This is a genomic window from Catenulispora pinisilvae, assembly GCF_015356865.1.
Taxonomy (GTDB): Bacteria; Actinomycetota; Actinomycetes; order Streptomycetales; family Catenulisporaceae; genus Catenulispora; species Catenulispora pinisilvae.
The window spans coordinates 1-26,588 of the sequence record NZ_JAAFZA010000076.1 but is presented as its reverse complement, the minus strand read 5'-3'; the positions used below and the strand labels follow the sequence as shown (position 1 = coordinate 26,588).

Genomic DNA, 26,588 nt, shown 5'->3' with positions numbered 1-26,588 from the left:
TTTCGTTGGTGCGGTTCGTGCGGTTTTCAACATGCTGTGGATAACCCCCCGCCCACTACATCTGCCTGGCCGCCGCCGCGAGCGCGGCGTAGATCAGGAAGCAGACGAGCGACATCCCGAGCAGCCCTCCCGGCACGGCCAGACGGGTGGTGGCGGCCTCGGCCGCTTCAAGCTGCGTGGCGGCCTCCTGTCTGCGCATCGAGCGGGTCTTGGCCGCGATCGAGGCCCGGATCTTCGAGCCCTCGGCCCCCGCGAGCGCGCAGGCGGCGGCGAGTTCGGACAGCTCGCGCACGCCAAGGCGGCGACCGAGAGCGTCCAGATGCGGCCACGCCGCCTCGCGACGAAGCTGTGCCTCGACCATCGCCTGCCGGATCAGTGCGAGCGTGCGGCCGTGGCCATCGGCGGCGGCGCTGACCAGGGCGGCCTCGATCCCCGCTCCGCCCGCCAGGGCGATGACCGCCTGGTCCAGGAACACCCGCACCGACATCCGGGCTTCGGCACGGAACTTCTGCACCTCACCGACCAAGGCCAGATCCGGCAGAAAGAACAGCGTCCCGCCCAACACCGCGCCGGCGATGACCGGGATGGCAACCGGCACTGAGACGCCCGCGATCGTCAAGACGGTGAGCGAGGCGATCGGCAGCATCAGCCCGAAGCAGGCGGTGCCGACCTTCTGCGCCAGCAAGGGAGTAACGTCCCTATCCAGCAACGCCAGCTGGACGCGCACTTTCGTACTCGGCAGCCCGGCCCGGGCAAGCAAGCCCGCAGCACGTGTGCCAAGCCGTGCCGACAACGTCGGCGCGGTAGTACCGATAACGGCCTGTGAGAGACGGTTCAACGACTGGGTGCGGGCCATCTGCTGGGCCAGGGTGAGCTTCGGGGGGACCAGACCGACCAGCAACAGCCAGCACCCGGCCCCGAGCGCGACTGCCGCAAGAATCACCATCAGCATCTAGGACTCCTTCGGCAAGGCTGGGGCCAGCAGACGGACCGGCGGCTTCGGCCGGACGATCACCCGCATCCAGGCCAGAGATCCGGCGAACATCCCGACGACCACCGCGAGCACCGCCTGTCCGGCCAAGGTGTCGTAGGGTTCGAGGAACCTCGGATAAGCCACGGCCAGCCCGACCGCCATCCCCGTGAACATCACGGTGATGGTGCGCTGCGCGCTGCGGTGCTTGCCGCGCTCGGCGTGCACCCGCAAAGCCAGCTCCACCTGCGACCGTGCCGCCGAAGCCAGCTCGCCAAGCAGCTCAGCCAGATTCTTCGCCTGATGGCGATACGCGTACTTCAGCGATGCGACCACCTGATCCGCGGTCGGATCGGCCAGCCGCTCGGCGAGGGAATCCAGCGAATCGCCGAACGGACGTCGCGCTCGCAGATCAGCACCCAAAACCGCCAGCGGCGCAGCGATCGCCTCCGGGGCGACGGTCGTAGAGGCTAAAACCGCCTGCACCAACCCGGCCGCCGAGGACAGGGTGTCGCGCAACATCTCCGCCCACACCGCCACCGCCTCGATTCGTGCCACCCGCCCAGCCTCACCCGGATCCGAGCCGACCAGCACCGGCGCGAACCACACCGCCAGCCCCGCGGCGACCGCCGCCACAGGCCAACCGGAGGCAAGCCCCACAACCGCGGCAGCGGCGAGGGCCGCCGAGAGCTTCCGGCGCTGGGCGATCACAGGCCGGGGGTCCAGGCGCCCCAGCCACGGCAAGGCACCGCCGCGGTCAGTGCGCGGCCGGAACGCCAACACCAGCAGCCCCGCCCCGGCGAACAACGCCAGCAGCGAGCATGCGGTGAGCCCGAACAGCATCAGGTTGCTCATCGGCTTTCACCACCGCCCAGGCGGCGTGTCGCTGAAGCCGGCCGGTTCCAAGGCGGAGTACAGCAACGAACTGGTCGACGCCGCGACCAGCACCCGCGGGTCAAGGCCGGCACGCTCCAGACGCCGGGCCCGCTTGTCGGTAATCGCCCCCGTCGCCTTCGCCGGCCCCGAGACGTCCGGGGCGAACACCTGGTTGGTGACCAACTCTTCGCCGTCGGCGCCGGTGACCTCCCGAATTGAGGACACCACGCGGGTGCTGCCGTCTTCCAGGTAGTCCAGCTGCACGATCAGGTCGACCGCGGTGGCGACGAACCGGTTGGCCTCCGACAGACTCAGCCCGCCCGGCCCTTCACCGGCATAGAGGGCCAGCCGTGCGAAAACATCCTCGGACTCTGAGGCGTGGATCGTGCCCATCGACCCATCCGAGCCTTGCGACATCGCCTTGAACATCTCCACGACTTCTGCGCCACGGACCTCCCCGACGATCACCCGGTCCGGGGCCCCGCGCAAAGCCGCCCGAGTCAGCGCCGCGAGAGTGATCTCGCCCTCGCCCTCGATGTTCCCCGGCCGCGACTGCAACGCGCGCACCGCCGGATGGGCCCGCTCATCCGCACCGAGGTTCAGCTCCCGGTTGTCCTCGATCGTGATCAGGTCCTCCTCCGGACCGATCTGCGAGGCCAGCGCCCGAAGCATCGTGGTTTTGCCGGTGCCCGGCCCGCCGGCGATCAGGATGTTCATGCGAGCCTTCACCGCTGCCGACAAAAACGCCGCCAGATCCTCGTCCACCACGCCCAGGGAGATCATCGTCGCCATCGACGCCGTGGGGTGTCGGTGGACTCGGATACTGAGCATCGGCCGCTCAGAGACCCAACCGATGGCGTTCATCCGGGAGCCGTCGGGCAGCTGCACATCCACGATCGGCTCGCTGCGATCGAAACGCTTCTCGTTCTCCTCCGAGCGGGCCGCGATCGTCCGGATCAGCTCCGTCAGCTCAGCATCCGAGGCGGCCACAGGCCAGGCTCCGCGCTCGCGACGGTTCCCAGTCAGCCGCAGAAACACCTTGTCGAAAGCGTGGACGTTGATGTTTTCCACGTCCGGCAGGTCCAGATACCGCTGCAGACCGCCCAGCCCGAACAGGTGGTCCCGTGCCGCCTTCGCCCAGGCAGCCTCCGTCTGCGCAGTCGGCATCGGCCGGCCAGCGGCCAGCTCCGCACTCGCCAACGCCTCCAACTCCTCGGCCAGCAGGGTCTCGGTGATCTCATCGCGCCGCGCAGCTTCCACCGGAGAGCCGGTACCCGACTGCTCCGCTTGGACCTCAACGGTCAACCGCGCCCTCACCGCCTCGACCAGACGAGCCACCACCGCCGGATCGGGAGGCGGGACCTCGTACGCCATCTCGCCGGGCCGGACCGCCGGGATCGAAACCGAATCCACCATCACCGTGACACCTCCGCAGATTCCCCTGCCGCCTCACACGCCGAACCGAGCGACGCGATGCCGGCCGACAGCCCTGCGGCCAGCCGCGCCGCCGCCAACTCGAACGCCCTACGCGAACGCAGACCGCGCAGCCGCGCCAGCAAACCGGCATCCGGGTCGATCAGGGGCAGCACACCCGCCACCGGCATCCCGAGCATCCCGGCGGCCTCCCGGCATCCGACATCACCAACCAGCACCGCCTTCGCCCCGGGATGCACACGCAGCAGATCCTCCGTCACGGCCTGAACCCTGGCGATCTGCTCCGGCACAGCACGCGCTACCACCACCAACGCCGCCAGGGCCGCCAAAAGGCTCCGCGTGTCAGCGTCCTTCAGATCGACCGCGCCGAAATCCACCAGCACAGGCTCCGGCGCCCCGCCCAGGACATCGAGAAGCGGCGCCAACGACGCCACGGCATGCCGCGCCGCATCTCGCCCCACAGGGGCGACTACCACCGGCACCCCGGCTGCGCCGACCGGCTGGGCATGCGCGGCCAGCAGCCCCGGGTCCGGACGCAACCGAGATGCGACGGCCAAAGACCGCAGCCCCGGTTCTGACGCCAGACCGAAGCGCCAGGCCACATCCCCACCGCAGGCGTCCAACTCGACCACCACCGGCCGAGAACCGCCGGAAGGCCAGGCCCCTGCCAGCGTCAAGGTGGTCGTAGTCACCCCCGGCGACGACTTCAACGAACACAGACCGACCAGCACGGGCGCCTCAACCCCCCACCGGCAGCAACACCAACGACAGCGTGCCGGCCTGCGCAGACCCGACCGCCTTGGCCGAATCTGCATCCGCCAGGACGCTCACCACCACATCGCCCTGGTCGCTCGGCGCGGAGACCTCAGTAACCGTCGCGGACCCAGCCACCACCTGTGCAGGCGCGCCAGCCGTCGATGCCGGGGCCACCACCTCCACGTGACCGCCCGCCACCAGATGCGGCGGGAACGACCCGGCCTTCAAATCCGCCGTCGCCACCGCGAAGCCAGGGGGCGGAAACGTCCCCGCTCCAATCAACGACCGCGTCAGTACTTGACCCGCCACCAACGGCAACGCCGCCGGCTGCCCCACCACATGCGCCTCGTCATCAGCCGACACCACCGCATCCAGCGTCCCCGGAGCGATGTCCACAACCTTCAGGTCGTCCGTGCCGATCGCCTGCCCGACCTGTACTGGACGCGCCACCACCAGCACCGGCACCCGCCCGCCGACCTTCACGAACGCCACCGACAACACCACCACCGCCCCGACAACCAGCACCGAACCAGCCGCCGCGTAAGGCAGCGCACGCAAACGACGCGTGGCCACGGCCGGCGCCGCGCTGACGGAAGATGCAGAGGAGGCACGGGCGGCAGGAACCCGCCGCGAGGCCCGAGAGGAAAGCGACAAGCGAACCACGAGACAACCTCGCAACAGGAATCAGTAGGCAGATGAAGTGGGAACCAGGAGGGACCAGATCAGGGACGCACGTCAGTGACCAAGGCCTGGATCTCCGAGACACGAAGCCCCAGCGAAGCGGAAGAGGTCAGATCCGGCTCGGAACCCGATAACCCAGTCGTGGTCGACCAGACCACCTTCCAATGGGTCGTCACCGACACCGGGAACGCGCCACCCGGCTCGGAAGCAGAGGCACGGGCGTAGGTATAGCCACAATCCGGTGATCGCCGGGGCGGCTTCCCCGACGTCGCCGACGGATATGGCGTCCCCGGCCCTTGGCACGTCATCGACCCGCCGTCGCCCATCGACCACACCGAGAACACCGGCGTCGCCGTCATCGTCAACGACACACCGCCCGCCGACACCGTCACAGACTTCGGGACCCACGCCGATGCCGGACTCCAGGTCCACAAACTCAGCCCCACGAACTGCGTCGCATCAGCCGCCGGAGACAGACCCGGCTGTGGCACCGGGATGTTCATCCCCTTCGACGCCTGATCGATGAGGGCACGAACGTTCACGGCAGTTGATGGCGGCGCGACCGGCGTGAAACTCAGCGGCGGTCCCACCACCTGCGCGCCTGACTGGCAGACCTCGTCTCGCACCGCCATCTGGCTCGGACCACCAGCGGACTGAACCGCTGCGGACGTGCTGTACGTGAATTCCGGCTCGTAGTGGCACGTTGGCGGGGCTGCGGGGTGAGGCGGCACTGCATGTTCAGCACGTGAAGCGTTAGAAGCCGGTCGTGACGTTTGGAGGTCGACCAGGCAGGTCGGCGTCACCTGGTGCTCGCAGCCCGTCTTCACCTTGACTTGCGGCGCCGTTGGAGAGTCGAAGCCACCGTCGGCAGCCCATGCGCACGTCGCACCTGCCGGCAGCGACATAGCCACCACGGCGCCTACCACCGCGCTCCTCAGCACGACCCCGCCTGTCCCATGGCCAACGTGGACACCTTCCACACGCCGTCCTTGAGGACGAGGCCTGCTTGGACGAGATGCCATCCGCCTGGAGTCGAATCCTGAAGTGCGCCAGTCGCCGCTACATACTTCAGAAAGTGAGATAAGTCGTCGCAGTCGACCACATCTGCAGTACTCGGATTCGATGTCGGAGCAAGGCTCTTCACCGCAGGGTGGAGGACGGGCATCCCCTTCACGATCCATCCGTGATGGCCATTGACTGCCAGCGTGTTGCTGATCGTCAGGAGCGCCTGCCCTGTCGCGTGGTTCGCGGACACAGGATTCTGCCAGTTCGAGGTCAGCGCGTCTGTCTCGTAGTCGCTCCACATGCCGTCATAGGCGGCGACTACAGCAGCGCCCGCAGGATCCTGGCTCGTCGCCTGGGCTGCCGTGGACGGCGTCTGAGGCAGCGAGGAGGGCTTCGTCGACGTTCCGCAGCCCGTTACGGCGGCACTGACGAGCGCTGCGACGGCCATTGCCGCCCTGGCTGCCCGATTCATCCCGTGACCTCTCACTACTGTCGCCGCGAATGCGACGCCGCCCAGGTGCCATTTCAGTCCACGCGCGGGCTGATTCAGCGGATTGACACGCAGATCACGGCGTCGGTCGGCAGAAAATTCGCCGACCGGCGTGAAAGGTAACGAAATACCGCATCTTCGATCACAAGCGCGATAGTCACTCGCGCTTAGCCAGAAGGGCACGTAGATCGGTTTCGGCCGAAGCGACGCGCGCCATCACCTGCCTCATCTGGTCAGGCATCAAACCGCGTCCGAACCCGGCGGCATCTGCAATTGAAGTCAATACACTGCTGTCTTGGGCGGTCATTGCCTTGCGGCTCGACTCGTGGGCGAGGACCTCCCGTGCTGCGTACGCGTCGGTGCAGGCGGCGGCGATGACGGCGGCCTGGAGCCGCGGTGCCAGCGGGGATCGGCCCTGGGCGATGTCGAGCGCGGTGAGGCCGACGCGTACGCGGAACACCACGGTCGTGGGCTCGTCAATCTCTACGAGCGTCAGCGCCTCGCCCACGGCGACCTCGAGATGCCGATCGCCTTCGGAAGTCCACGTGGCACAGTAGGCCCGCAAAACTGCCGCGGCCGTCTTCTCCCAGGACTCGGTGGTAGCGCTGGCGTCGACCATCGCGGCGGCCTGCTCGGCAAGACCTCGTTCCAGCAGCGATATGACGGCGATCTGGCGGCCGTCCAGCAGCCTGTTGCCGACCAACTTGTGCGCGGAAAGCGCAGCCGCAGCCTCGCTCCACCGCCCGGCCTGTGCCAGGGCCCGGCTTCCGTCCGCTCCGAGCGCGGCCCACAGCTGCGTACAGACCGCGCGGTGGTCCGCCTGGTCGCGGGTGACGTCAGCCATGTCGATCCGGTACCCGACGACATCGGCTTGTCGGCGCTCCTGCGCGGCGCGAAGCAGCTCTAGCAAAACGCCGTACGCGCCGGCCCCGTCGCCGTCGCGGATCATCTGCCGGGGGATGTTCAACACCGGTTGAAGCGCCAGCTTGGCCAGCTGCGGACTCAGCGGCCTGGCCGCGTTGAACACCGCGTGCTGACGCCAGCACAGGTCGCGGGCCTCTTGGGACATGCCGCAGTCGGAGGCAATGAGTGCGGCGATGTTGAAAACCTCTGAGGCGAGCGCGACCTGCTGGTAGTGGTCATCCCGTGCCGATTCCAGCTGGGTCCGTCCAAGAGCCGCGACGCGGGCGGTCAGCGGCCGACCCGGGGGCTTGACCCGGCTCACCAACGGGAATCGCCGCGCTATCGCATCGACCGGCATGTCAGGCCCAGTCCAGGGCGATCCGGCCGCAAGGCTTGTCGACGGTGAAGCGGCCGCGAAGCGCGTCGCGGGCGGGGCCGGTGACTACGTGGAACGTAGGAACGGTGTCGCGGTGTCCGTCGCTCCAAGCCCGGATCTGCTCGCCCGTGGCCTCGGCCAGCACGGCGCCGTTCGGGCCGTGGCCGATGACTGCGGCCTCCCAAAAGCGCCCGGCCTCGTCCTGACCTTCGTGCATGGTCAGGTAGGCGATGGTGTCGGCCTCGACGGCGGCCATCGAGCCCCACGGGAACTGCGGGCGGATCTTCCCGGACTCGACCAGAGGGCCGGACGACGGCATGCGGGAGATGCCGCTAGGAAGGGCGCACGTCAGCCACAGGTTCAGCCACTCCCAGGTCGTGCCCTTGCGGAACTTCACGCCTGTGAACACCTCGTGCCCCGGAAAGCACAGCGCATTGGCGATCCCGTCGGTGTCCACGTTCTGCTCAGCGTAGGTGTGCAGGGTCACGCCCCCGTCTTCGCTCAGGGCCGTGATGACCCGCTCGTCGTCGGCGATGCCCTGGCGCAGCGGCATGAACGTGGCCATCTCCGAGGACACCGACACCCAGTGGTCGCCGTCGCGCTGCAATGCGATCGCTCGGGACACACCCCCGCGGATCCGCACGGGGATGACGAGGCGTCCCCCAGGGGCGAGCTGATCCAGGACCGCAGCCGGCACGTCGCCCGCGCCGACGGTGAAGATGATCCTGTCGTAGGGGCCGTGTTCGGGAAGGCCCGCACCTCCGTCGCCTAGCACCGCGGTCACATTGCCGACCCCTGCGGCGGCTAGGTGTGCATTCGCGCCATCGATAAGGTCCTGGTCTACATCGATCGTCCACACTTGCCCGCCAGGCCCGACCAGATTTCCGATCAGTGCGGCGTTGTAGCCGGTGGCCGCGCCCGCTTCCAGGATTTTCTCCCCGGGCTGCACGTCGAGCTGCTGGAGCATGGTCGCCACGATGGTGGGCTGGGAGATGGCGGAGATGACGATGCCGGTGTCGGCAGTCTTGACGGTGACAGCGTCGTCAGCGTAGGCGGTGGCGAGGTCGACGCCGGGCAGGAACTTGTCACGCTCGACGGCCAGGAACGCCTCGATAATGCGAGGATCGGACAGGACGTCCGAGTCCGTAAGATGCTGGACCAGAACGGCGCGCAGTTCAGAGGCTCCGCGGGCAGCGGCGGGGATGACGGTGGACTCCATCTGGACGAGGCTAATGGCCGAAGCGTCGGCTTCGGGGCCTGACACGTCGGACGGTGGCGAGAACACAACGGTCTTGGCCAGGAGCGCCAGCTCCGCCTGCTGCATACCGGTCAGGCCAGCCCGGTTGAGGGCGAAGATCGCATGGTGAGCCAGGACCGCACGCAGCCCGACCTCCTGCGTTTGGCCTCGGCTCAGCGTTCCGTCGTCGGCAAGAGCACGCACGCGAGCCCCGGCCTCGGCGAACGCCTGGACCCGCGCTTCCCAACCGGGCCCGGCCTCTACCTGTGTGGCATCGACTTGCATCAGGGCCTGCATCGCGGCGCATTCCCGCGCCAACCGCGCGCCTTCCGGCACGGCATCGACCAGCTGTCGCTCAGCAGCGATCCGCGCCCATACGTCGCCAATCTCGAACCAGTCCAAGCGCGCACCGCGCAGCAAGGTGGACAGCAGGAGCACGGCAGCCTCTCGCGCTCCGGGCCCCTCGGCCTGCCCTGCTGCAAGGCTCATCAGGACAGCCCGGCTGTCTGCGCAAAACAGGTGGTGAGCGGCGTTCATGCCCGCCGGGCCTCCGAACGCCTCCACCTCGGGCTCGTAGACCCCCGGCGTCCACCCTGCGATCAGGCCCCGATCCGCCAGCGCGTCCAGCACTGACGGCAGCCGGTCAGCCGCCTTGGGGCCAGCCATGCGCAGCCGCATACCGCCGTCCTTGCGCAGGAAGTGGAAGTTGGTGAGGTGGCCGTCCTCTAGTGCTGACTCCAGCGCTGCGGACATCGCTTCGGCGGTAGCTGTGGTCAGGCCGTACGCGCCAAGCGTTACCGTCGCGTGTTTCCAGGTTGTTGGTTCCATGGGTTCTCCCTGTGTGGTAGGTCCGTAGATCAGCGCGCGCCCAAACGTTGGCCACGGCGTTGTTCAAGCGATGCAGGGCCAGAGCTGCTTCGACGAAGTCCGTCACAGCTGCTCCCGAGAGCCCACAGACGCCAAGTGCACCTCACCGTGGCGGAAGAATCAGATGCGAGTCGGGGACGACATCGGTCTCGCATAGCGTCAACTGATTGGGTATTAGAGAGACGTTGCACTCCAACTTCTGTGCCCAAACGATCTGTGCGATCGATGTCGGAGGCTCACGGACTAGCTCCCAATTCGAGATTGCAGCCCCGCTGACGCCAACATGCCAGCCAAGATCTTTTTGACTTAGACTCAAGCCCCCGCGACGGCTTTTCAGCGGTCCGGCCAATCGCCGCATCCTGAATGAATCCATAGCTTCATTTGTCATCGGGCCCGGAGGCTCAGGCAGCAAAACCACGCCGTCGGGGCCGACAATCACGAGACAGAAGCCGAGCGCATCAGACCACTGCGTCAAATGCAGCAAAGTGGGATCCGCGATTCCGTTCTCCCAACCAGCCATCGCAGACTCGCTAACCGGCAGACGGGGCACCAGCGCCGCTCGAGAAATTCGAGCGCCCCGGCGAACCGCCTTTAGTTCACCCTTGATCTCCGCGAACCGCCGCCACGCTACTCCGTCAGGTCGTAGCATCACCAGTCACCCTTTTATTGATGTCCGATTCCACTAAGCTTCAACGCGCATAAAACGCCGAGCCAGACGCATTGCAATATTCCTGCTTTTTGCAGGACGGGCCGCTAAACCAGCACCGGCCCGGGTCGCCGGAGTCGCCTGGCCTGCTCGGCGATGGCCACTTCGGGCCATAGGTCCAGCGTGTAGCCGAGTCGTTGGGCCCACACGACGTGCGCGATCGGCCGTGGCGGCACCCGGACCAGCTCCCAGCGCTGGATCGAGTCCCGGCTGACCCCGACCAGCCGGCCCAGTTCCCCCTGCCCCATCCCCAAGGCCAGCCTGCGATTCCGCAGCGGGACGGCCAGCCGCCGGCGCTCGAAGATCTCCCACGACTCCCCGGGCCACGGCCGCGCCGGACCAATCCGCAGATCCCCCTCCCGGCCGATGACCACCAGGCGCCGGCCGAGCATGCGCGACCACAGGATCAGGTGCCCCAGGGTCGGTTCTATCGCCCGGGTCTCCCACTCCGAAATCGCCCTGCCCCGCACCGGCAAGCCGGATGACAGCGTGTTCTGGGAGATCCCCGCCTGCAGGCGCGCGGATCGCAGACCATTGATCATCCGCGTCAAAGTCCGTTCGGCCACGTAATCAGCACGCAGCCCCATCAACGCTTCCCGTCGTCCATCGTTTCGCCAGCCTTTCGTTGCGCACTCGCTGGAGATGGGGGACCGGCGACCGCGCCGCCGGACTCGGGCTCGGGTATCGCGGAGGTCTCGTCGAAGGCGATGTCGGCCCACACCGAGCGGGCCCTCTCATCACCGTCGACACCTCACCCGAAAGACAGGCTATTGACAAGCGTCAGACCACGACCGGCCTCGTCTTCAACACCGGCACTGCACAGGACGGGCGACGTGGGCCCGCCCTGGTCGTCGACCCGGACCCGGCAACGGTCACCGAACCGCGCCAGCCGCAGGACGAACTCCCCTCCGGGTTCGCCACTGGCGGTGTGCTTGATCGCATTGCCGGCCAACTCGTCCGCGACCAGCACGACGGTATGCGCCCCGTCGCCTTCACCGAGCACGGCAACGGTGAATCGCCGCGCCTCCACCAGGCATTCGGGCCGGCCGGCGAACTCCTTCGACCAGATGTCCATGTCTCACCCACCATCTTCAGCGGGCCGTTCGGTGGTCCACCGGCATCGGATCAACTTCTCGGTGTGCTGCACCACGAGCAGCCCGGCCTCGCGCGGGTTGCAGCCGGTCTCGTGCATCACCAGGCAGGCGAGCGAGGTCTGAAGGCCCCGGTGGTAGCCGAGCCACTCGCCCTGATCGCGCTGCGCCTCGCCACCGGTGTCGAAGGTCACCGTCACCGCCAGCCCCAGTAGCGCCTGGTAGCTGCTCGAATGGCCAGCGTCCAGCAGGCGCTGCTGGAACTCCTCCTCGGCTGCGGTCACGACGGTGCCGAACATTGCCGGCACCTGGCCGATCGCCCGCGCGCCGCTGTGCTGGGCCAGAAACGCGCTGACGTCCTCGAGGCGCCTCATGCCACACCCGCTGACGGCATCTGCTCTTTGGAACCGCGTTCGGCATCCCGCATCACGACTGCGGATTCGAACGATTCGGGCTGATACCGCTCGTCGGATATGGAAACTATCGTGACCGGAGTCAGGACGTGCGCGCCGAGCGTGACGGTCGCGTATTTCCTGGTGTTTGTATTCATTGGTTCTCCCTTGTGCGGTGGGTCAGTCGATCAGCAGTGCGCGCGTCCACGCGGTGGCCGGTGCGTTGCTCAAGCGGTGCAAGGCCAGCGCAGTTCCAGCGCTGCCCTCCAGGAATCCGTCCTTTGCCTCGTCGGCGGCGGATGGTTCTTCGGCGAGCAAGGCGATGAGCTCGGCCAGATGCGCAGGTCCCGGACAGTCCTGAGCGATCGCCGCAGCGGTGGTAATCAGTCCTGCCCATCCGTGGCACAGCGAGCCGTCGCCAGTCAGGTCGCGAACGCGCCGGTCGGTCAGGGCTGCGTAGGCCGCGTTCTCGGCCGCCGCAGCGGAAGTACGATCGCCGAGGGCCAACGCCGCAAGCTGCTCGGCCCGAGCCATGCCCAGCGCTCCGTAGCACCAAGACGGCCGTGCCGGCGCGGTAATGATCTCCCGAGTGCGGATCTGCTCGCGAGTGACCCAGTACGGGCACTGCCAGGTAGCCAGCCAGGCAGTGATGCGTTCGATGGCCTCACGGTGCCCGTTGACCTCGGCCCCGGCACGCATAGCCAGCGCGAGAAGCGCCAGCGGCCCAGCCACCCCATGGGCCATGCCATTGTTGCCGTGCCCTCCCGGGAAATCGTCTGAAAGCTTCCCGTTCGGGCCTGTGGGAGCCCACCAGCCCGGCAGTTCCTCGCCTGCTTCGTGGACCGGGAGCGTCAGTTCGACCAGATAGGAAATAACGTTCGCGAGTTGAGGGGTGTCCGGTCCGCGTCGCAGCAGTAGTGCGCCGAGCCCGGTTAGGCCCCTGATGAGGTCGAACTCTGCGAGGTTTGGTAGCTCGCCGCGGGACCGGCGGTCTGCCGCTGCATCGAGGCGCGCGGCGACGATGCGGTCGGTGGCGTTTTGAACCATTCTCAGGATCGGTACGTCAAGGCCACGGCCGGCGGCGGCTGACAAGACGAACTCCAAGGCCGGTGCGCCATAGAACAGACTGGCGTTGGCGCCGGTACTGACTCCACCGGACACTGCACGGTCGATAAGGACCCTGGCGCGGTCGAAGTCGCCGAGCTCCAGGTGCAGCAGCGCGATTCCGGCCGCGCCTTCGGCCAGCGACTGTCCCGGCCACTGCCGGGCCTCGCCGCCGCTCACGATCGGCCCGCCGTCGCGATCATGGGAGCCAGCAGAGCGTGGGCCAGACCACCGATCCACCCGTTGCCGTCCGGAGGCGGCGCATCGAGGAGCGTGGCACGGCTAGCACGGTGAACCGCTTGGCGAAGCAGCGCTGAGTGGACACCAGTTTCCAGGTCGAGCAGGAGGTGCTGGTCGGCCTCGGCGAGCACCAGGTTCAACGGTGCGCGGCGACGGTTGAGCAGAGCGTGCAGCTCGCGCGTCCAATGCGTCAGGCTTGCCTGCCTTCCGGGAAGCTCGGTTGCTTCGATCCGCCAGCGGGCCGGGATCAGGGTCGTACGCCCGACGTGAAGCTCGGGAGTAAATGGCAGCGCGAGCGCTGCACCCCAGTCGAATCCGGTGACTTGTGCACATCCAGACCGCGCGATCTCGGCGAGGAACCTGGCCAGCGGTGCAGTGTGGATGGGCATGCGAAGGTTAAGCGCAGTCGCCGCCAACGGCTCAACGACCTGTCCCGTCACGCGGCAGGCCAGAAACAGCCTGCCGTCGCGCAGCCCGACTGCTAGGTCTTTGGGCCGCAGCACGCCGCTGGTGGGGCGGTGTTCGCCGATGCTGATGACGGCCGGAAGGATCGGCACGGTGCGGGTCATCGAGTCGGCCGCGATGCGGGCTGGATGGAACGACAGCTGTGCGACAGTCGAGCCGTCCTGCACTGTTGGCAGGCTCCCGTACAGCAGCGTGAACCGCAGGCGGTCGTTGTGCCCGAGCAGCGGCAGGAATCGGCCGGCCATCGCCCCGACTGCACGGGAGGCGGTCAGAACCCGGATGCGGAACTGGCCGCGGTCTACCGCTTCCGCTGAGGCGGCGAGGACCTGGACGCACATCTCCAGGTGCGGGCCGATTCGGCCAGCTGGTCCTCCCGCCGCGGTTTCGAGGGTGTTGACGAGGTCTGCGGTGAGTTTGATCCTGCGCGTGCCCTCCAGCGCTGCCGCGCCAGCCAGGGCCAACAGAGCGCGATCGCGGTCTGAGGTAGCCGGTGCCGTCTCGACCGGAAAGCCCAGGCCGGTGTCGGGATCGGTCAGCTCTGGTACGCCAACCAAGACGCCCTCGCCGTAGCGGTCGGCGAACGCATTCGTGTACCTCGCCCACGCCGGTGTTCCCGCAGGATAGACGGCCAGGCGTGTCAGCAAGGTCGCGGCGGCCTCGATCTCGGAGGCGACCGCTGCGGGAAGGGCTACATGGACGTCTACTTTCAGATCGACGCCCGGATGCCCTCCGGTCTCCGGGATCGCGCGGGTCATCGCACGTTGGGCAGTTCGGCAAAGCCGGCCGCGTTCGTCGGCGTTCTGGGCGTCGGTAATGCCTGCGATGGCTTGGTGCACCACTTCCAGGTTGTCCAACAGCGCCGAGGTAGACGCCGAACAGTCAGCCCCCGCTGCGGCGAGCACGGCCAGCAGGTGGCCCAGCGGATCTGAGTCGGTCGCTGGAGCGTGCAGCTCGGAGACCAAGACCCGGTGATGCAGAAGGTCTTCCAGGAGCTTGCCGGTGTGTTCAGCGGTGGCTGTTGGGAACTGTGCCGCCAGCTTGCCTGCCAACTCACCGCAGGTGAGTGGGGAAGCGGCAGCCTCCAGGACGAGTTCAAGGAAGTCAGTGAGCCGAAGGGAGAACTCCGAGGTACCCGACGCCGGGGTAATAAGGCGGCCGTCGCGAACGCGGCACAGCGTGTTGGCGCAGACTCTCACCTCAGACATCAGGGTGTGATCCGACTCCAGCTTCGTGATTGCCGCTTGGAGGAAAACCGGGTCTACCCGGCCCTCGACACGGTGCCGCAGGCCTACCCGCACGTCGGTGACAGGGCCGAACGCTGCTGTGTTCACGCCGGCGAACGTCCCGAAAGGAGTTGCGCGAGAGCTAGCGCGCACGGCATACCCGGCCAGTGAAAGCGCCGCCCGGCGCGCACGTTTGGCGGAGAGCGCGGCTCCGCTGACCGCGGCCTGGACCCGCTCGGCCAGCACAGGGCTGGCGTACTGGACGGCTTCAGCAGTCGCCGGGTCGGACCATACCTCGGCCAGCCAGGCGCGCCACTGGTCCACGGTGACGTCAGGCTGCGCTTCCGGCACGACCGGCCACGACGGGAGCGGCACCACAGCGCGCGCAGCGGCCCGCAGCATCACAGGGTTGGCGCTGCGGTACAGGCGCGGTGAGGGCATCGGTGTCTCCTTCCATAGCGGCGGCGGCGCGGGCCGCACCGTGCTGGTACGGCCCGCAGAGGGTTGTCAGCTGGACGAGGTCGTGCAGGCGTTGGGGCACGAGCTGCCGCAGTTGTCGTCGGTCGAGGCGACCAGCAGGGCCGCCGACGGTCCGTTCTCCAGGAACGTGATGTCCAGGCTGGCGAACGGGCTCTCCGAGTCGGCGGCGGAGGCGGCGACAGCGGGCCGCTCGATGGTTTCGGTAGATGCAGTCATTGCGGTGTGCTCCTTTTCTGGTTGTCGGTGGTGCGCCCGTGCTGCGGGAATCGCCGCACGAGAGATAGAGGTCCGATCTCAGCTTGGGAAAGCCCGGCTTCCTCGCGTGCGACCCGCAGCTTGATGGGGAAGCCAGCGAGGGTCTCGGCAGCCGCGTGGTCGACGTGCAGCGTCATAGCCAGCGACCCTCAGCGATGAAGCGGCAGTCCTTCCCGCTCCGCAGCGGTCACCGGCAGCATGGCGGCGCGGTAGGCGATCATCTTCTCGAACGCGATGCGCTGTTCAGGCGTGGCCTGGACACAGTGCCGGCCGGCTTCACAGCCGTACACGTCAACGACGATCCAGTCCTCGGCGCGTCGACGGGAGTCGGGGCGTTCGTACTCGTTGTGGTCCATCACGACCCCGCCGGGACTTCGCATCCAAGCAGTCGGACACGCCGAGACCGCGCGGTCCACCGCTCAGCTGGGGCGACAGCACAAACGTAGATCTTCACTCGTTTCCTCCACTCTTGATTACCTGCCGCGCGGGACACCGCTGGGGGAATACCTGGGGGTTGGTGCGACCCCGCGCGGCAGGCCGTCCCCTCCCGGCGCTCAAACCCGGAAGGAGTTGTTGCACCATCGGGCCGGGCGCCCCAGGCCGGCCCGACGGCGGTCTTCATCTCGACGGCCCAGCTCCGCTTGGCGACGCCATGGCGTTTTCAGCAGCGTCGACCGTGTCGTAGAGGTCGAAGAGCTTCAATACGCCCGCCGCTTGCAACGTGTGCTCGGGCCTTCGGGGCAGACGCGCGATGGCGATGGCGCCGCCGGCTGCCCGGCATACCTTGAGCCCTTTGACGAGCACGCTCAGTCCCGTCGAGTCGAGAAAATCCAAGCCGTCAAGATCGAGCACCACCAAAGCATTGCCCGCTGCTACGGACTCTGCGACAGATCTCCGCAGCATCGGCCCGGTGTAGAAGTCAAGCTCGCCGGATGCCTCGATGACTGTTATGCCGCAGCGACCGGCTCGTACGTCGAGGGTGAACGCAGCGGCGAGAGTTGATCCGCTCATCGCGTGGTTCCTCCACTACGAATCCTTGGACAGCAGATCACGGGCAACCTGTGCTTCCCTCTTGAACGGGTGCCGGCATCGGAAAGACCAACCGGCACGGTGTACATAGGCCGCCCCCGGAAGGTGGCAGATCCAGTAGGCAGATCGGTGCCGGGACACCGCTGGCACATCTCAGAAAGCTCCATCGAGCGCACCTGCCCTCAGAAAACGGATGGCATCGGATAAGCCGAGAAGACCGAGGCCAGACCGTGGAATGACCTGCTCTCGTCTTCGGGTCCACCTTCAGCGATGCGGACCTAGACCGACAGCGTGTGATCGAACTCTGAGGTGGTGAGTCGATTCACACCCGGTGTGAGACGAGTGCCGTTACCTTGTGCTGAGGATGGGGATACACAGCGTTGGCAGACGAGACGGGAGTAGCGGTGAACGGCCCGAACTCGCTGCTGGACGCCTTGATCGAGGAGGCGGGGATCAAGCGCGCCAGCCTGGCCGCCCGCGTGAACGCCCTGTCTGGCGGGAGCACCAGCTATGACCACCGTTCGGTCGGTCGGTGGGTGGCCCGCGGCGAACGCCCTCGTGGCCGGGCCCCGCAGCTGATCTGTGAAACGCTTTCGGCCGCGCTCGGCCGATCCATCGGCCTCGGCGACATTGGCATGGCGCCTGCCCACAGCGGCAGCGGAACCACCGTCCCCTTGGCCGTGTTCGTCGAACGCGCTCCGTCGCTGTGGCGTTCCGACCACAACGAACGCGACGACGTCCGCGAGGTCGCACCCGCGACGGGCCTGGATGCCATCGCACCGGTCTGGGAGTGGGAAAGCCCTCTCGACGACATCGACGTCTCCCGCGATGGCCAAGCTGTTGTCGGCCTCGACCACGTGACTCAACTGCGGACTGCCCGCGGTCACTATGAGGAGATGTACCGCAGGGTTGGCGGGCTCACGGTGCGTCCACGTATCGTCAGCTACCTGACGATGGAGGTCACGCCACTCCTGCGAGGCTCGTACAACCACACCACCGGCCAGCACCTCCACCGCGCGGTCGGTGGGCTGGTCGCCGTCGCCGGGATCTGCACCTACGACAGCGACTATCAGGGCCTGGCCCAACGCTACTTCCACCAGGCACTGCGTCTGGCAAAGGCGTCCGGCGACCGGGGATTCGGCGGGTACGTTGTCGCCCTTCTGGTCAACCAGGCACTTCATCGCCGGGACTACCGGCAGGCGATCAGCTTCGCCGAGGCCGGCCTGCGCACCGCGGGGTCACACATGAGTCCTGCTCTATCCACCGACATCTACGCCATGCAGGCCAAAGCCTTCGCGCGCGTAAACGACCTGCGCCAGGCCCACGCCTCGATGCGCCAGACCGAGGCCGCGGCCGAACGAATTCGGCGCGTAGACGAACCGCCCGAAACCAGCTACGTCCAGCCGGGCCTGGTGGAAACTCAGTTCGCCGAGGCGCTGTCCAGCCTCGGCGATCTCACGGCGGCACGCCGCTTCGCCGATGAGGCGGTGGCCGCCAGCACCCACCCCCGTGGCCGGGTGAACCGCCTCGCGACCGTTACGAAGATCGCCATTCAGTCGGGTCGGATCGATCAGGCAGTCGACTCCGCCTCCGCGATGCTGGACCAGGCCAACGGCATGGAATCACGTCGGCTTTTCGAACGCTTCCGGCAGCTCCGCAAGAACATGTCGGCCTACGGGAATGCCGCGGGCCTCGGCGATATCGTGGCCAGGATCGACGACGTACTCGCCATCCCCCTGGAGTGAGCACTGCCATACTGGGATCCCGTCGCCTTCGAACACGAGAGCCTGGTCCATGCGCTGGAAGAACCTCGGCGAGAAGCCTGTCCACCACTGCAAGTGGTTCAAGCTCAACCTCGCCGACGTCGAGCTTCCCGACGGCACACACCTCGACCACTACGTACTGCGGCAGCCTCCCGTCGCTTTGTGCGCCATGATCGACGACCAGGACCGAGTCCTGATGCTATGGCGGCACCGCTTCATCACCGACCAGTACGGCTGGGAGCTGCCCTCCGGGGGCGTGGAAGAAGGCGAGTCGCTGGCCGAGGCCGCAGCACGAGAGGCTGAGGAAGAGACAGGCTGGAGACCCGGACCGCTCACTCCTCTGCTCAGCTTGGTGCCGAACCCGGGGCTGTCCGACAACCTCCATGTCGTCTTTTCGGCGGACAGCGCAGAACACATCGGCGATCCGGTCGATGCTTTCGAGAGCGATGCGATCGAGTGGGTGTCGCTCGCGAAAATCCCAGACCTCATCGCTGCCGGCGATATCACACTGGCGAACACCGTTGCAGCGCTGCTCACCTTGTGTCGCATCCGAGGCGTGTAGGGAGCTCGTTCTTCGGGCGAGACTTCTTCGCCCAGCGGCACCGCAGCAGGTCCGCGGTACCAGCGCAGGACATATCCGGGGCAACGAACAGACGAACTCCAGCGCGGCTACGATGCGGACGGCCAGGACGTAGGCGAAGCGCAGCCACACGAGAACTCACGATCCCACCGGCAGTCAATTGCCGTCAGAATGATCTGGATATGCGGCCTGACCAGCACTACGTGGTGAAGCCGATCGACGTGGCTGCCGCCCGCAGCTTCGCCATGACCCACCACTACGCCACGTCCTGGGCCGTTGACCGCTTCCGACTGGGCCTGTTCCACACCGCAGGCAGCGCCTCGACGCTGATCGGTGTGGCGCTGTTCGGCATCCCAATGAACAAGAAGGTCCTGGCCAACCCGCTGCCGGATTGAGAACCCTACGTCCAGACGCTAGAGCTGTCCCGGTTCGTGATCCTCGGCGAGCGGCAGCAACCCCGACGGGAGCGGCGGCCTGGCCCCGGCCAACGCCGAGACCTGGTTCCTGGCCAGCTCCTTCGAGCACTTGGCGGTCCGCGATGTGCGCGGGATTGTGGTGCAAACTGGTGGGGTAGAGCAGCAGCTGCCGCCAGCGACGGCATAGGCCAAGGAGTTGTCCTCCCTGGATCACCAACTCCTTGGCCCAGATACCTACTGTTCGAATACTTCGGCTAGCGCGGCCGCAACGACCACACCCGCATCGTGGCGCTCATCGAGTTCGATCCACACCCGAGTCATGTCCTCGGTGTAGTTGAATCCGAACTTGTCGCCGGCTCCGAGCCGCTTGATGATCGCTGCTCGTAGCGGTCCGGTGAACTGTTGCTTGTCGATGTAGACCCGGTTCGGGTGTACGTCGTCGGGGTTCACAGCCGCTTCCTTCAGGCCAGGGTGTGCAGCTCCGCCTCGCGGACGGGCGCCGAGTTGTCAGTCACGCCGTTGCTTGTGCGGCCCACGATGTACCAGCCCCAGGAGCCGTTCAGGTTCGCACACTGGTACTCAGAGTCGGTATAAGGGTCATACCAGATTGCCCCGTCATTGCCCGGCCCGCACGGCGGCGGCTCCGACGAGTTGTACGGCGTGACCGCATTAGCGGTCGCAACGATGGCATGGGGCGTCTGATGGCTGGAGACCGATGCCGCGTTGGCCGTGCCGATCCCCAGGCCAAACGTGACCCCAAAGGTCAGCATGAGTGCGACCAGGAATTTTCGCATGGTGGAACATCCCCCTTGTTTCGTAGCGGCTCCGCCTGGGCCGCGGAGACCTCGCCAGCCTGTTCGAGATCACCTCCGCAGTCAACTCGTAACCGTGAGTATCCATCGGCGATCAGTACCGCTCAGGGGCCGGATTAAATCAGTACCCTTATGAAGTGTGTAATGAGGCTCACACCAGGACTTCGGCGGCGCTGAGCTCTACATCAGTCTGCGAGGTCGCACCCAATCCAAGATCCACCGCCCGCATGATCATCCTGGCCGCCCGGCCTTTACCGCTCAGAGCCCCGCGCATACCGACGGCCAGGCCACCGCCGAGGCGCTGGCAGCAGTGTCCGTACTGCACATCGCCACTGCGATCGCTGGCACCGGAACTGCCGGAGACGCCCTGATCGTGTCCAGCGTTCCCCACAGCCCCGGCCCAGTGCCGCGTCTACTGCGTGACCAGGCGTTCAATCTGACCGACCAGCCTCCAGCTGAAGTCACCGAGTCCTGGGCGGCCAGGACCGGCCATATCCGAAACCTGCCCACACCCAACGGTCCAGACCTGCTGTTCAAAACCCTGATGCACCAGCACATCCACGCACCCCGGGGCCGAACGCAAGGACTGCTGGAAGGACGAGCCGGGACCGCCCTGGCACTACAGACCGCCGCAACAAACCAAGCCCCGAAAGGCGGGTGGGACAAGTGTCTGCTGATCAGCTAAGCGCCGACATAGCTCGCGTGGAAGCCGCCGTTTGGACTGTCCTGGGCAACGAACCCACGACCAAGGTCGGGCGAGCTGCTGAGTTCGACGCGATCAAACTAACCGAGGCCGTCACGATATACCGTCGAGCCGGGCGCGCTGCGCTGGAACAGGCCGCCAACGACGCCTGGCAACACCTCTATATCCAGTTCACCGATTGGACCCGGGCCGAGGAGGTGTTCATCGAACACGTCCTGCCCACGCTGCTGCGGCTTCAGGCCATGGAGCGAATCCGGTCCTGGTGGTTCTTGCGCAATCACCCCTGCTGGCGACTTCGACTTCTCACTCCACCTGGCACCAGCCTGCCCCAAGAACTGGTCGGCGTGCTGAATGAAGCAACCCAGCACCACCACCTGACCAACTGGCGAACCGGAATCTACGAACCCGAGACCGCTGCCTTCGGCGGCCCAGACACCATGAACACCGTCCACGAGTTGTTCGCCGCCGACAGCATCGCAACGCTGACAATCAAGCCCAACTTCAAACACTTCGAGCCGCGCGAACTCAGCATCCTACTGATCACTACCATGGCCCAAGCCGCAGGACCGGAATGGTACGAGCAAGGCGACCTGTGGCTGAGGAGAGACCGACTCCAAAACGACTCTTCTCACAGTAGAGTCGCTGCTCAGGAAGGGTCGGCCCCGCGCGAGCGGGGGTAGCTCCACCAGCCAGGTCACGAGCCCGATCACGTACGCGTCGGCCCCGCGCGAGCGGGGGTAGCTCTCTCCGTCGCGGGGTATTCGTGAGGACTACATGGTCGGCCCCGCGCGAGCGGGGGTAGCTCCCGCGCACGTCGACACCGCGGCGCTGGCCGCCGGTCGGCCCCGCGCGAGCGGGGGTAGCTCCTTGGTCTGCGCTTCGAGCAGGTGGCCGCCGTTGTCGGCCCCGCGCGAGCGGGGGTAGCTCCAGTGCTTGTAAAAGGTCGCCGAGGATCCAGCCGTCGGCCCCGCGCGAGCGGGGGTAGCTCCGCCGGGTCTGCCTCGGTGTAGTCAGAGACGTAGTCGGCCCCGCGCGAGCGGGGGTAGCTCGCGTTCCGGCCGTAGCCGCCCCAGGCCCGCGCGAGCGGGGGTAGCTCTGTTCTGCGCGCTCGACGTCGCCGCGACCAAGCGTCGGCCCCGCGCGAGCGGGGGTAGCTCCCGCCGCAGGATGCTGTCCGAGGTGCTGGTGCCGTCGGCCCCGCGCGAGCGGGGGTAGCTCCCAGGTCGGTTCGTCCATGACTGCCTCCCCCGAGTCGGCCCCGCGCGAGCGGGGGTAGCTCCTGGAAGCAGCCGTAGCTGCTGTCGTCGCCGGGGTCGGCCCCGCGCGAGCGGGGGTAGCTCCGGAGCCCGAACGCGGGGTGTGAATCAGAGCTCGTCGGCCCCGCGCGAGCGGGGGTAGCTCTACCCTGCTGATGTTCGACCGCTTTGCCGTGGTGTCGGCCCCGCGCGAGCGGGGGTAGCTCCTATCACACAGTTTGTATGCAGTTCTACGGCTGGTCGGCCCCGCGCGAGCGGGGGTAGCTCCGCGCAGATCCTCCTCGCCAAGGACGCCCTGCGGTCGGCCCCGCGCGAGCGGGGGTAGCTCGATGTCGGTGCTCATGGCGTTCCCCTTGGCTCCGTCGGCCCCGCGCGAGCGGGGGTAGCTCCGGCGAGAGCTTCGTCAACGCCGCCGGAGTGCTGTCGGCCCCGCGCGAGCGGGGGTAGCTCCGCGCACACGTACTCATCGCAGACCGAGTTCAAGTCGGCCCCGCGCGAGCGGGGGTAGCTCCGAGTACAGCCGCGCTATGGGGATACCGTCGACGTCGGCCCCGCGCGAGCGGGGGTAGCTCTTCAACCGTCGCCTCCCCGGCGTCGGACGAGGAGTCGGCCCCGCGCGAGCGGGGGTAGCTCCGTCGTGTTCACCGAGATCGGGTTTAAGTGGAAGTCGGCCCCGCGCGAGCGGGGGTAGCTCTTCGGGCGCCCGATTTCGGCGTCGTCACGCTCGGTCGGCCCCGCGCGAGCAGGGGTAGCTCCCTCCCGCCGGTCCCGGCCGATCCGCGCCACCGGTCGGCCCCGCGCGAGCGGGGGTAGCTCCCTGGCCGCCTTGTCCGAGGCAGCCTTCGTCATGTCGGCCCCGCGCGAGCGGGGGTAGCTCCCATCCCGAGGAGTGGACCGACGCAGTCGAGTTGTCGGCCCCGCGCGAGCGGGGGTAGCTCCTTGACCAAGGCCTGGACGCCTGGAACGAGGCGGTCGGCCCCGCGCGAGCGGGGGTAGCTCGGAGGCGCCGCGGGCGTCGAGGATCCGGAACCGGTCGGCCCCGCGCGAGCGGGGGTAGCTCCTTCCACGGTCTCGCCGCCGCCTGCCTGGAGAAGTCGGCCCCGCGCGAGCGGGGGTAGCTCCGGCAGTTCGAGCCGACCGCGAGCAGCTGGACTGTCGGCCCCGCGCGAGCGGGGGTAGCTCCTCATGAGGGTTGATCCGTCTGGGCTCTTGGCGGTCGGCCCCGCGCGAGCGGGGGTAGCTCACCATGAGCCGGTGGTCTAAGCGCTTGGAAGCGGTCGGCCCCGCGCGAGCGGGGGTAGCTCCACCGGCGGTTTATACGGTGTGGCCGGAACACAGTCAGTCGGCCCCGCGCGAGCGGGGGGTCGCTCCCGGGCGAACAAGCTGGCCGAGGCGATTCGCGGGTCGGCCCCGCGCGAGCGGGGGTAGCTCACTCTTTCGGCCGGACGCTAGTCGCAGGGACGGGTCGGCCCCGCGCGAGCGGGGGTAGCTCCTTCCGAGACTTCAGGGTCTCGATCATCATGCCGTCGGCCCCGCGCGAGCGGGGGTAGCTCCCCGCCCGCCGGTGTACTCATCCCACCCGGCCGGTCGGCCCCGCGCGAGCGGGGGTAGCTCGCTGTACAGCGGCATAGCGAGCGTGGCAAAGAGGTCGGCCCCGCGCGAGCGGGGGTAGCTCCTCGATCAGGTTTCCCAGCGCGCGCTGCCGCTTGTCGGCCCCGCGCGAGCGGGGGTAGCTCCCACGCTTTCGTGATCATGGTGTCCGAGGCCGAGTCGGCCCGGCGCGAGCGGGGGTAGCTCGCGGGCAAGGACCCAGAGTCCGGGCCGGCGGTCGTCGGCCCCGCGCGAGCGGGGGTAGCTCCGACACAAGCGGTCTGGACCCGTGGAAGAAGCAGTCGGCCCGGCGCAAGCGGGGGTAGCTCCATCTGTCCGAGCCGCTGGCGGTCGGGATCGCGGTCGGCCCCGCGCGAGCGGGGGTAGCTCTCTGGTGATCGGCGCTGCGGCATTGCTGATCGCGTCGGCCCCGTGCGAGCGGGGGTAGCTCCCCGCCGCTGGTGAACAAGGCGGCGCTCTGATGGTCGGCCCCGCGCGAGCGGGGGTAGCTCGTCCCGTATCCGCTGATCTGCGTTGCGGGCGTCGTCGGCCCCGCGCGAGCGGGGGTAGCTCTTCAGTGGGGCGCGCGGGTCGTGGTCGGTCGGTGTCGGCCCCGCGCGAGCGGGGTAGCTCCGCGACGCGGTCACCGTCGCGGTCCTCGGTGGCGTCGGCCCCGCGCGAGCGGGGGTAGCTCTCCCCAGGAGGTGTTCAGCGAGACGCCAGTGGCGTCGGCCCCGCACGAGCGGGGGTAGCTCCTCCCTATGGTTCTCAGCGCGAACATGGTACGGGTCGGCCTCGCGCGAGCGGGGGTAGCTCTCGTTCATAGAAGCGGCGGAAGTCCAGGTGCTTGTCGGCCCCGCACGAGCGGGGTAGTTCTCTTAGAACGTCGGCCAAGGCGTAGTTGAAGCGGTCGGCCCCGCGCAGGCGAGGATAGCTCTTCAGCGCCCTGACTCCCTCACTTCCGCTGTATGTCGGACCCGTGCGAACGGGGTCAGCTCCAGCCCGCCCGACTTTGGAGCGGGTCATATAGTGTCGGCCTCGCACGAGCAGCGGTAGCTCGGCGTCAGGTCGGCCCTCGCGAGCGGGGTAGCTCCGGGTCGACCACAGCGGAGTTCCGTTCGCGGCGACGACCGCGTTTATGAGCGGGAGTTCCCCCGCCTCCATCACGGTATACCGACAGTCCAAGTCAAACCGGTATGAGAGGAGTAGTCCGGTCACACATGCGGTACGAAGCCAGTAGGTCCGATGTGCGCGGGATACGACGTCGAGACGCCGCCACCTGTGCGTCAATGGATCTACGGGTCTTCGGAAAACCACTGGTAGCGGTCTAGCGAGCGCAGTGTGGTTAGCCTTTCCGCCGCTACTCGCGCCCCTTCCGTCGCTCCCGGGCCGAAAGAATCAGTCCGTCGAAGTCGACCGGATACCACCGGTCCCGGCCGGCGCTTCGCATTGCCCAGCCTTGTTCATTTCTGGCTGGCTCGATCATCAGCGCTTGGCCGTCCGCGATTCGATCTTCCAGGGTTCCCCACAGGAAGTCACGCAGCCGGCGGTTTGGCGACCCGACAAACACACCTGCCGAAGCTTCCACCATCCAACGGGTCAGGTGCCCTCGCAAGCCCTCAGGTGCGCCGACCAGGATGATGACAGTCACGATCGAGTACCGTCCCCACTGTCTGGCTCGAAGAGGGGCCCGACCACCGAAAGATAGTGTCCTTCATCGAGGACGGATTCATCCCACCCAGCCCAGTTGGTACCACCAGCCACGGTGTTGTCGGCATCGCCCCACAGGGTGTTCTCTTCGACTTCGATCATGTTCTCCCCGGCTGGGGTAAGCAAGAGCTTCACGTCCCTTACAATCCGCCCGAGCAATTTTCCGTCGGCGACTCGCTGGCGGAACCCGAGGCGCGCATCTCGTTCTGTAGTTTGACCGGCGGCAGCAAGGTCGAAGGCTAGAGGGATTGTGTATTCGGCCTTGTAGAGATCAGCAATGTCGAGCACGAAAGAGACAGCCGATCCGGTGTGGACGAAGCCCAGGGCCGGGCTTACTCCAATCCCAGCGGTCACGGCGTGACAGATCCCATAGAGCGCGGCGTTGGCTGCCGATAGGACCCGATTGACGTCGTCGCCTTTGGCGAACGCGTCTCCCGGTTGGTACTCGCGACGGGTCCAGGGCACTCCTGTTCGCTCGGAATGCTCCTTGTAAAGCCTTCGGGTGCGGCTCTTGTGGAGTGATGTTTAGGCGGCGAGGGCGAGGCGGTAGCGGTTGTGGTGGGTGCGGTGTTGTTCTTGCTGTAGGTGGTAATGCCAGTAGTCTGCGAAGTCGCCGTTGGTGGTGAGGGTGCGGAGTTTGAGGATGGCTTCGGCTCCGGTCAGTCCCCAGCGGGCTCCGGTGATGTCCATGCGGTCTTTGACCAGGTGGCGGACTGCGCCTTCGATGACGCCGGTGGCGATCGGCCAGCCGGCGGCCAACGCGGTGTCGTAGCGTAGCTGGGGTCGTAGTTTCAGCAGGTAGTTGGCGGTGATATCGGCGCCGCGGCGTTGTGCCGGCTCCAGGTGGCGTGCGGTGGCTTTGCGGCGGATCGCGGCGGCGGCGATCCCGGCTTTGCCTTCCAGCACCCGGCGGGCTTGGGTGGCGATCCAGTCTTCGATGGCCGTGTCGCCTTCGGTGAAGAAGCACCATCCGGCCCTCCACAGGTATTCCAGGACATGGATGAAGTCGCAGATGATGGTGACTTTCACCTGGCGGCGGGCGGCCTCGGCACGGACCAGACGCAACTGCTGGTAGTGGCCGTCGATCAGGACGATCCAGGGGCGGCGGTGTTCGGGGTCGCGGCGGGCGGCCTCGTCGAACCCGGCGGCGATCACCGCGGCCGGGGCGTCGCGGACGC

The 26,588-nt window shown here is 67.4% G+C and carries 26 protein-coding genes, 2 pseudogenes and 2 CRISPR repeat arrays; of the genes and pseudogenes, 4 read left to right on the top strand and 24 right to left on the bottom strand.

The window, feature by feature from the left end; all coding sequences use genetic code 11:
* Nucleotides 1–55: 55 nt before the first annotated feature.
* From IZR01_RS21515 to IZR01_RS21425, 19 genes are all read right to left on the bottom strand, one after another.
* Nucleotides 56–856: a type II secretion system F family protein gene (locus tag IZR01_RS21515; RefSeq protein WP_194924895.1), complete on the bottom strand. Its 801-nt coding sequence runs from the start codon at nt 854–856 to the stop codon at nt 56–58.
* A gap of 96 nt (nt 857–952) precedes the next feature.
* Nucleotides 953–1,825: a type II secretion system F family protein gene (locus tag IZR01_RS21510; protein WP_194924894.1), complete on the bottom strand. Its 873-nt coding sequence runs from the start codon at nt 1,823–1,825 to the stop codon at nt 953–955.
* 6 nt (nt 1,826–1,831) lie between these two features.
* On the bottom strand, nt 1,832–3,262 hold the full coding sequence (locus IZR01_RS21505; protein ID WP_228559953.1) for a TadA family conjugal transfer-associated ATPase: 1,431 nt from the start codon (nt 3,260–3,262) through the stop codon (nt 1,832–1,834).
* A complete protein-coding gene (locus tag IZR01_RS21500; protein WP_194924893.1) occupies nt 3,262–3,915 on the bottom strand; it encodes a hypothetical protein in 654 nt (217 codons plus the stop codon). Before IZR01_RS21500 ends, IZR01_RS21505 begins: the two co-directional genes overlap by 1 nt.
* Before the next feature lie 103 nt (nt 3,916–4,018).
* A complete protein-coding gene (locus IZR01_RS21495) occupies nt 4,019–4,609 on the bottom strand; it encodes an SAF domain-containing protein (protein ID WP_194924892.1) in 591 nt (196 codons plus the stop codon).
* Nucleotides 4,610–4,758: 149 nt separating this feature from the next.
* Nucleotides 4,759–5,349: a hypothetical protein gene (locus IZR01_RS21490; RefSeq protein WP_194924891.1), complete on the bottom strand. Its 591-nt coding sequence runs from the start codon at nt 5,347–5,349 to the stop codon at nt 4,759–4,761.
* A 302-nt stretch (nt 5,350–5,651) separates the two neighbouring features.
* On the bottom strand, nt 5,652–6,170 hold the full coding sequence (locus IZR01_RS21485; RefSeq protein ID WP_194924890.1) for a hypothetical protein: 519 nt from the start codon (nt 6,168–6,170) through the stop codon (nt 5,652–5,654).
* Between the two features lie 199 nt (nt 6,171–6,369).
* Nucleotides 6,370–7,473, bottom strand: coding sequence for a hypothetical protein (locus IZR01_RS21480; RefSeq protein WP_194924889.1), 1,104 nt, complete (start codon nt 7,471–7,473; stop codon nt 6,370–6,372).
* Between the two features lies 1 nt (nt 7,474).
* Nucleotides 7,475–9,556, bottom strand: a complete 2,082-nt coding sequence (fxlM, locus tag IZR01_RS21475; RefSeq protein WP_194924888.1) for a methyltransferase, FxLD system — start codon at nt 9,554–9,556, stop codon at nt 7,475–7,477.
* A gap of 792 nt (nt 9,557–10,348) precedes the next feature.
* A complete protein-coding gene (locus tag IZR01_RS21470; RefSeq protein WP_194924887.1) occupies nt 10,349–10,888 on the bottom strand; it encodes a helix-turn-helix transcriptional regulator in 540 nt (179 codons plus the stop codon).
* 164 nt (nt 10,889–11,052) lie between these two features.
* Nucleotides 11,053–11,376, bottom strand: a complete 324-nt coding sequence (locus tag IZR01_RS21465) for an ATP-binding protein (RefSeq protein WP_228559951.1) — start codon at nt 11,374–11,376, stop codon at nt 11,053–11,055.
* Between the two features lie 3 nt (nt 11,377–11,379).
* Nucleotides 11,380–11,766, bottom strand: a complete 387-nt coding sequence (locus IZR01_RS21460; protein WP_194924886.1) for a hypothetical protein — start codon at nt 11,764–11,766, stop codon at nt 11,380–11,382.
* A complete protein-coding gene (locus IZR01_RS21455; protein WP_194924885.1) occupies nt 11,763–11,942 on the bottom strand; it encodes a hypothetical protein in 180 nt (59 codons plus the stop codon). The genes IZR01_RS21460 and IZR01_RS21455 overlap by 4 nt, the downstream gene beginning before the upstream one ends.
* 22 nt (nt 11,943–11,964) lie before the next feature.
* Nucleotides 11,965–13,068, bottom strand: coding sequence for a lanthionine synthetase C family protein (locus IZR01_RS21450; RefSeq protein ID WP_194924884.1), 1,104 nt, complete (start codon nt 13,066–13,068; stop codon nt 11,965–11,967).
* The gene (locus IZR01_RS21445; protein ID WP_194924883.1) at nt 13,065–15,257 is read right to left on the bottom strand and encodes a lantibiotic dehydratase family protein; all 2,193 of its coding nucleotides are present in this window, start codon (nt 15,255–15,257) and stop codon (nt 13,065–13,067) included. The genes IZR01_RS21450 and IZR01_RS21445 overlap by 4 nt, the downstream gene beginning before the upstream one ends.
* A gap of 66 nt (nt 15,258–15,323) precedes the next feature.
* Nucleotides 15,324–15,512, bottom strand: coding sequence for an FxLD family lanthipeptide (locus tag IZR01_RS21440; RefSeq protein ID WP_194924882.1), 189 nt, complete (start codon nt 15,510–15,512; stop codon nt 15,324–15,326).
* Nucleotides 15,509–15,688, bottom strand: coding sequence for a hypothetical protein (locus IZR01_RS21435; RefSeq protein ID WP_194924881.1), 180 nt, complete (start codon nt 15,686–15,688; stop codon nt 15,509–15,511). Before IZR01_RS21435 ends, IZR01_RS21440 begins: the two co-directional genes overlap by 4 nt.
* Nucleotides 15,689–15,700: 12 nt before the next feature.
* Nucleotides 15,701–15,907 carry a hypothetical protein gene (locus IZR01_RS21430; protein ID WP_194924880.1) on the bottom strand — a complete coding sequence of 69 codons (207 nt, stop codon included), beginning with the start codon at nt 15,905–15,907 and terminating at the stop codon, nt 15,701–15,703.
* Nucleotides 15,908–16,169: 262 nt separating this feature from the next.
* Entirely contained in the window at nt 16,170–16,562 is a 393-nt protein-coding gene (locus tag IZR01_RS21425; protein ID WP_194924879.1) for an anti-sigma factor antagonist, read from the bottom strand.
* 422 nt (nt 16,563–16,984) lie between these two features.
* Between IZR01_RS21425 and IZR01_RS21420 the strand changes: the two genes are divergently transcribed.
* From IZR01_RS21420 to IZR01_RS21410, 3 genes are all read left to right on the top strand, one after another.
* Nucleotides 16,985–18,325: an NsdA family TPR-like regulatory protein gene (locus IZR01_RS21420; protein ID WP_194924878.1), complete on the top strand. Its 1,341-nt coding sequence runs from the start codon at nt 16,985–16,987 to the stop codon at nt 18,323–18,325.
* A gap of 49 nt (nt 18,326–18,374) precedes the next feature.
* Nucleotides 18,375–18,905 carry an NUDIX domain-containing protein gene (locus IZR01_RS21415; protein WP_194924877.1) on the top strand — a complete coding sequence of 177 codons (531 nt, stop codon included), beginning with the start codon at nt 18,375–18,377 and terminating at the stop codon, nt 18,903–18,905.
* Nucleotides 18,906–19,105: 200 nt separating this feature from the next.
* Entirely contained in the window at nt 19,106–19,318 is a 213-nt protein-coding gene (locus tag IZR01_RS21410) for a Mom family adenine methylcarbamoylation protein (protein ID WP_194924876.1), read from the top strand.
* A 255-nt stretch (nt 19,319–19,573) separates the two neighbouring features.
* On the opposite strand, the gene IZR01_RS21405 is transcribed toward IZR01_RS21410, so the two are convergent.
* Together IZR01_RS21405 and IZR01_RS21400 are read right to left on the bottom strand one after the other, a co-directional pair.
* Nucleotides 19,574–19,789 carry a hypothetical protein gene (locus tag IZR01_RS21405; RefSeq protein ID WP_194924875.1) on the bottom strand — a complete coding sequence of 72 codons (216 nt, stop codon included), beginning with the start codon at nt 19,787–19,789 and terminating at the stop codon, nt 19,574–19,576.
* An 11-nt stretch (nt 19,790–19,800) separates the two neighbouring features.
* Nucleotides 19,801–20,133, bottom strand: coding sequence for a hypothetical protein (locus IZR01_RS21400; protein WP_194924874.1), 333 nt, complete (start codon nt 20,131–20,133; stop codon nt 19,801–19,803).
* A gap of 675 nt (nt 20,134–20,808) precedes the next feature.
* Between IZR01_RS21400 and IZR01_RS54320 the strand changes: the two are divergent.
* Nucleotides 20,809–21,420: pseudogene (locus IZR01_RS54320) on the top strand (thiopeptide-type bacteriocin biosynthesis protein); the annotation flags it as partial.
* Between the two features lie 89 nt (nt 21,421–21,509).
* Nucleotides 21,510–23,414: direct repeats of the CRISPR family, unit length 28 nt; unit sequence GTCGGCCCCGCGCGAGCGGGGGTAGCTC.
* A 98-nt stretch (nt 23,415–23,512) separates the two neighbouring features.
* Nucleotides 23,513–24,273: a CRISPR direct-repeat array (repeat unit 28 nt; unit sequence GTCGGCCCCGCGCGAGCGGGGGTAGCTC).
* 787 nt (nt 24,274–25,060) lie between these two features.
* Here IZR01_RS54320 and cas2e read toward each other — a convergent pair.
* The 3 genes and pseudogenes from cas2e to IZR01_RS21375 form a co-directional block, all read right to left on the bottom strand.
* Nucleotides 25,061–25,351 carry a type I-E CRISPR-associated endoribonuclease Cas2e gene (cas2e, locus tag IZR01_RS21385; protein WP_194924872.1) on the bottom strand — a complete coding sequence of 97 codons (291 nt, stop codon included), beginning with the start codon at nt 25,349–25,351 and terminating at the stop codon, nt 25,061–25,063.
* Complete coding sequence (locus IZR01_RS21380; protein WP_194924871.1) at nt 25,348–25,875, bottom strand: CRISPR-associated endonuclease Cas1; 528 nt, start codon at nt 25,873–25,875, stop codon at nt 25,348–25,350. Before IZR01_RS21380 ends, cas2e begins: the two co-directional genes overlap by 4 nt.
* Before the next feature lie 60 nt (nt 25,876–25,935).
* Nucleotides 25,936–26,588 (bottom strand): annotated as a pseudogene (locus IZR01_RS21375) (ISKra4 family transposase); the annotation flags it as partial.